The organism is Amycolatopsis ruanii, from assembly GCF_003385175.1.
GTDB lineage: Bacteria > Actinomycetota > Actinomycetes > Mycobacteriales > Pseudonocardiaceae > Amycolatopsis_E > Amycolatopsis_E thermalba.
Genome location: NZ_PQHY01000144.1, coordinates 1 through 5,122, shown reverse-complemented (window position 1 = coordinate 5,122; position 5,122 = coordinate 1). Strand labels below are relative to the sequence as shown.

Annotated in this window: 2 rRNA genes; both read left to right on the top strand. The window is 56.7% G+C overall.

The window, feature by feature from the left end:
• Positions 1-113 precede the first annotated feature (113 nt).
• A 16S ribosomal RNA gene (locus D0D28_RS35015) occupies positions 114-1,632 on the top strand.
• 286 nt (positions 1,633-1,918) lie between these two features.
• Positions 1,919-5,037 (top strand): 23S ribosomal RNA (locus D0D28_RS35010).
• Together the 16S and 23S rRNA genes form the textbook arrangement of a ribosomal RNA operon.
• The last annotated feature ends 85 nt before the right edge of the window (positions 5,038-5,122 follow it).

Below are 5,122 nucleotides of genomic sequence, written 5' to 3'. Positions count from 1 at the left end.
CGTGTTGTTTGAGAACTCAACAGTGTATTGATGAGCTAAAGCCAGTTGATTAGCTAGAACCCTTTGTGGGTTCCTTTGAGGCTATGAATCATAGCCGGATCGATTTTCTAGCATTGTTGGAGAGTTTGATCCTGGCTCAGGACGAACGCTGGCGGCGTGCTTAACACATGCAAGTCGAACGCTGAAGCATCTTCGGGTGTGGATGAGTGGCGAACGGGTGAGTAACACGTGGGTAACCTGCCCTGTACTTTGGGATAAGCCCTGGAAACGGGGTCTAATACCGAATATGACTCCACACCGCATGGTGTGGGGTGGAAAGTTTCGGCGGTACGGGATGGGCCCGCGGCCTATCAGCTTGTTGGTGGGGTGATGGCCTACCAAGGCGACGACGGGTAGCCGGCCTGAGAGGGTGACCGGCCACACTGGGACTGAGACACGGCCCAGACTCCTACGGGAGGCAGCAGTGGGGAATATTGCACAATGGGCGGAAGCCTGATGCAGCGACGCCGCGTGAGGGATGACGGCCTTCGGGTTGTAAACCTCTTTCGCCAGGGACGAAGCGTAAGTGACGGTACCTGGAGAAGAAGCACCGGCTAACTACGTGCCAGCAGCCGCGGTAATACGTAGGGTGCAAGCGTTGTCCGGAATTATTGGGCGTAAAGAGCTCGTAGGCGGCTTGTCGCGTCTGCTGTGAAAATCCGGGGCTTAACTCCGGACCTGCAGTGGATACGGGCAGGCTTGAGTTCGGTAGGGGAGACTGGAATTCCTGGTGTAGCGGTGAAATGCGCAGATATCAGGAGGAACACCGGTGGCGAAGGCGGGTCTCTGGGCCGATACTGACGCTGAGGAGCGAAAGCGTGGGGAGCGAACAGGATTAGATACCCTGGTAGTCCACGCTGTAAACGTTGGGCGCTAGGTGTGGGTGACTTCCACGTTGTCCGTGCCGTAGCTAACGCATTAAGCGCCCCGCCTGGGGAGTACGGCCGCAAGGCTAAAACTCAAAGGAATTGACGGGGGCCCGCACAAGCGGCGGAGCATGTGGATTAATTCGATGCAACGCGAAGAACCTTACCTGGGCTTGACATGCACTGGAAACCGGCAGAGATGTCGGCCCCCTTGTGGCCGGTGTGCAGGTGGTGCATGGCTGTCGTCAGCTCGTGTCGTGAGATGTTGGGTTAAGTCCCGCAACGAGCGCAACCCTTGTCCTGTGTTGCCAGCGCGTAATGGCGGGGACTCGCGGGAGACTGCCGGGGTCAACTCGGAGGAAGGTGGGGATGACGTCAAGTCATCATGCCCCTTATGTCCAGGGCTTCACACATGCTACAATGGCTGGTACAGAGGGCTGCGATACCGTGAGGTGGAGCGAATCCCTTAAAGCCGGTCTCAGTTCGGATCGCAGTCTGCAACTCGACTGCGTGAAGTCGGAGTCGCTAGTAATCGCAGATCAGCAACGCTGCGGTGAATACGTTCCCGGGCCTTGTACACACCGCCCGTCACGTCATGAAAGTCGGTAACACCCGAAGCCCATGGCCCAACCCGTAAGGGAGGGAGTGGTCGAAGGTGGGACTGGCGATTGGGACGAAGTCGTAACAAGGTAGCCGTACCGGAAGGTGCGGCTGGATCACCTCCTTTCTAAGGAGCACAACACATCCACTCGCCGATGGTGAGTGGAGTGGCCAGGCTCAGTGTCCGACTGTGGCACTGTCTGGTTGCTCAAGGAATTGTGGACGACTGGCTGATGCTCATCACCTGCTTCGAGGATGTGTCTAGTACTGCCGGCTTCGGTTGGTGTGGAACGGGCATCGGAGGGGCCGGGTGGTGGGTGTTCATCTTTACGCTGTTGGGTCCTGAGGCAACACGGTGTGTTGTTTCTGGGTGTGGTGTTTGAGAATTGCAGAGTGGATGCGAGCATCTTTGTGGTCAAGTTGTTAAGGGCACATGGTGGATGTCTTGGCATCAGGAGCCGATGAAGGACGTGGGAGGCTGCGATAAGCCTCGGGGAGCTGTCAACCGAGCTGTGATCCGAGGGTGTCCGAATGGGGAAACCCAGCACCTGTTATGAGGTGTTACCCGTACCTGAATATATAGGGTGCGTGGAGGGAACGCGGGGAAGTGAAACATCTCAGTACCCGTAGGAAGAGAAAACACTAGTGATTCCGTGAGTAGTGGCGAGCGAAAGCGGAGGAGGCTAAACCGTGCGCATGTGATACCTGTCAGGGGTTGTGTGTGCGGGGTTGTGGGATCCATCTTCCAGAATCTGACAGTTCTGGCATCGTGCTGCATGGCTAGTGGAACCGCCTGGGATGGTGGACCGGAGTGGGTGAGAGTCCCGTACGCGAAAGCTGTGTTGGTGTGGTGTGGTGGTGTTCCCGAGTAGCAGCGAGCTCGTGGAATTTGCTGTGAATCTGCCGGGACCACTCGGTAAGCCTAAATACTTCCTGGTGACCGATAGCGGACGAGTACCGTGAGGGAAAGATGAAAAGTACCCCGGGAGGGGAGTGAAAGAGTACCTGAAACCGTGTGCCTACAAGCCGTCAGAGCGATCGTTTGATTGTGATGGCGTGCCTTTTGAAGAATGAGCCTGCGAGTTAGTGCTGCGTGGCGAGGTTAACCCGTGTGGGGTAGCCGTAGCGAAAGCGAGTCTGAAGAGGGCGTGTGAGTCGCGTGGTCTAGACCCGAAGCGGAGTGATCTACCCATGGCCAGGCTGAAGCGAGGGTAAGACCTCGTGGAGGGCCGAACCCACCAGGGTTGAAAACCTGGGGGATGAGTTGTGGGTAGGGGTGAAAGGCCAATCAAACTCCGTGATAGCTGGTTCTCCCCGAAATGCATTTAGGTGCAGCGTCGCATGTTTCGTGGTGGGGGTAGAGCTACTGGATGGCCTAGGGGCCTTACCGGGTTACCGAAGTCAACCAAACTCCGAATACCATCACGTGAGAGTGCGGCAGTGAGACGGCGGGGGATAAGCTTCGTCGTCGAGAGGGAAACAGCCCAGAACACCGGCTAAGGCCCCTAAGTGTGTGCTTAGTGGGAAAGGATGTGGGGTCGCCGAGACAACCAGGAGGTTGGCTTAGAAGCAGCCATCCTTGAAAGAGTGCGTAATAGCTCACTGGTCAAGTGGTCCTGCGCCGATAATGTAGCGGGGCTGAAGTACACCGCCGAAGCCGTGTCAATGACACATATACATCCGCAATGCTCTTTGGGAGTGTTGTGCAGTGGTGTTGTTGGGTAGGGGAGCGTCCTGCATCCAGGGAAGCGGCGAGGGAACTCAGTCGTGGAGGGTGTGGGAGTGAGAATGCAGGCATGAGTAGCGAATGCAGAGTGAGAAACTCTGCCGCCGGATGACCAAGGGTTCCTGGGTCAAGTTAATCTGCCCAGGGTAAGTCGGGACCTAAGGCGAGGCCGACAGGCGTAGTCGATGGACAACGGGTTGATATTCCCGTACCCGCGTATGTTCGCCCATGATGAGGCGCATGATACTAACCACCCGAGCCGGTGGAGACCTTCGGGTTGAGATCGGTGAGCGTGGGGCCTGAGTGTGTAGTAGTCAAGCGATGGGGTGACGCAGGAAGGTAGCTCCGCCAGTGAGTGGTTGTACTGGTGTAAGCGTGTAGCCTGGGACATAGGTAAATCCGTGTCCCGTTGAGGGTGAGACGTGATGCGTAGCCGTTGAGGCGAAGTAGGGTGATCCTCTGCTGCCGAGAAAAGCCTCTAGCGAGAACATGTGCGGCCCGTACCCCAAACCGACACAGGTGGTCAGGTAGAGAATACTAAGGCGGTCGGGTGAACTGTGGTTAAGGAACTCGGCAAAATGCCCCCGTAACTTCGGGAGAAGGGGGGCCAAAGCACTTGAAGCCCCGTGCGGGCTAGGGTGAGTTGGCCGCAGAGACCAGCGGAAAGCGACTGTTTACTAAAAACACAGGTCCATGCGAAGTCGTAAGACGAGGTATATGGACTGACGCCTGCCCGGTGCTGGAACGTTAAGAGGACCGGTTAGCTCTCTTCGGGGGGCGAAGCTGAGAATTTAAGCGCCAGTAAACGGCGGTGGTAACTATAACCATCCTAAGGTAGCGAAATTCCTTGTCGGGTAAGTTCCGACCTGCACGAATGGCGTAACGACTTTCCGGCTGTCTCAACCACAGGCCCGGTGAAATTGCACTACGAGTAAAGATGCTCGTTACGCGCGGCAGGACGGAAAGACCCCGGGACCTTTACTATAGCTTGGTATTGGTTTTCGGTTCGGCTTGTGTAGGATAGGTGGGAGACTGTGAAGCTGTCACGCTAGTGGTGGTGGAGTCGTTGTTGAAATACCACTCTGGTCGGATTGGGAATCTAACCTAGGGCCCTGATCGGGTTCAGGGACAGTGCCTGGTGGGTAGTTTAACTGGGGCGGTTGCCTCCTAAAAGGTAACGGAGGCGCCCAAAGGTTCCCTCAGCCTGGTTGGCAATCAGGTGTTGAGTGTAAGTGCACAAGGGAGCTTGACTGTGAGACTGACGGGTCGAGCAGGTGCGAAAGCAGGGACTAGTGATCCGGCATCTCCTGGTGGAAGGGATGTCGCTCAACGGATAAAAGGTACCCCGGGGATAACAGGCTGATCTTGCCCAAGAGTCCATATCGACGGCATGGTTTGGCACCTCGATGTCGGCTCGTCGCATCCTGGGGCCGGAGTAGGTCCCAAGGGTTGGGCTGTTCGCCCATTAAAGCGGCACGCGAGCTGGGTTTAGAACGTCGTGAGACAGTTCGGTCCCTATCCGCCGCGCGCGTAGGAGACTTGAGGAAGGCTGTCCCTAGTACGAGAGGACCGGGACGGACGAACCTCTGGTATGCCAGTTGTCACGCCAGTGGCATGGCTGGTTAGCTACGTTCGGAAGGGATAACCGCTGAAGGCATCTAAGCGGGAAGCCTGTTCCTAGATGAGGTCTCCCACCCCTTTGTGGGTTAAGGCCCCCAAGAGACGATTGGGTTGATAGGCCAGACATGGACGCACAGTAATGTGTTTTTGAGTGGACTGGTACTAATAGGCCGAGGACTTGCCCACGAAGCTGCTACGCATCCGCTCTGCAACTCTGAGACACCACACCACACCTGTGGTTGTTTCACAGAGTTTCGGTGGTCATGGCGGC